2 protein-coding genes are annotated in these 1,118 nt (G+C 33.1%); both read left to right on the top strand.

Features of this window, described 5'->3' with window-relative positions; translation table 11 throughout:
- A partial coding sequence (locus tag FD33_RS08105; protein ID WP_082603710.1) for a helix-turn-helix domain-containing protein occupies positions 1-540 on the top strand: 540 nt, incomplete at its 5' end.
- Positions 541-566: 26 nt separating this feature from the next.
- On the top strand, positions 567-1,118 hold a 552-nt coding region (locus tag FD33_RS08100; protein WP_156407834.1), incomplete at its 3' end, for a DDE-type integrase/transposase/recombinase.

Here is a 1,118-nt window from a genome sequence, read left to right as displayed (position 1 = left end):
TTTTTTATGACCAAATACTCTTCAGATTTCAAAGCTAAATTAGTAAATGAATACCTTGATGGACAAATTTCTATACTTGGATTATCGAAAAAATATGGAATGCCCAGTAAATCACCGATTTATCGCTGGATCCATCAAGCGGAGGCGAATGGACTTGATTATTTGATAAGTAAGAAATCCCATAAAGAATATTCTCAAGATTTCAAATTATCCGTGATAGAATATTATAAATTACATGAGATCAGTCGCCTTGATACTGCAATTTATTTCAAGATATCACCTAGTCAAGTTGATTCATGGATCTATAAATATAATCAATATGGTGTTATTGGATTAAGGCGTCGTCCCAGAGGGAGACGACCGTTAATGGCCAAGAAAAAGAAGAAACAAACACGTTTAAATTCCACAAAAGAAGAGAAATATAAACAGGAAATTCTTGATCTAAAAGCTAAACTACATGATGCCGAAATGGACCGTGATATTTTAAAAGCACTAAAGACCTTGCGAGAAAACGATCACAACTCGAAAAAGCAAAATTAGTCAAATCATTACTTAAAAAATACAAGTTGAATGAGTTATTAACTAAGGTCGATCTACCAAGATCAACTTATTATGAACGCCTTAGTAAAACTGATAAAACAGATAAATACGCTCAACTAAAAGATTTTATTGTTAAAACATATCACGATTCAAACTCAACCTACGGTTATCGTCGAATCTGGAAAGAGTCTCTCAAGGTCGGATTCAAAAATTCTCCAGAAACAATTCGGCATTTAATGACCAAACTTAAATTAAAAGTAGTTATTTTTTCAAAACACACATCCGGTTACTGTTCCTATAGAGGTAACCTTGGAAAAATAGTTCCTAATACAATCAAACAGAAATTTACTGAGACAGAACCTTTAAAAGTATTACATACAGATGTAACTCAAATACGTTTGCGTAAAGACAAATGGGGCTATATATCCGCCGTGCTGGACCAGGCCAGCGGCGAAATATTATCTTATTCAATAAGTTTGAGCCCTAATAAATTACTAATATTAGATACTCTAGAAAAATTGAAGCAAAATATAGTTCCCTCTTTAAAACCAATCCTTCACTCTGATCAAGGATGGCAT

The sequence above is a fragment of the Companilactobacillus paralimentarius DSM 13238 = JCM 10415 genome, assembly GCF_001434985.1.
Taxonomy (GTDB): domain Bacteria; phylum Bacillota; class Bacilli; order Lactobacillales; family Lactobacillaceae; genus Companilactobacillus; species Companilactobacillus paralimentarius.
The sequence above is the reverse complement of the archived record's forward strand: the minus strand, read 5'-3'. Positions and strand labels throughout refer to the sequence as shown.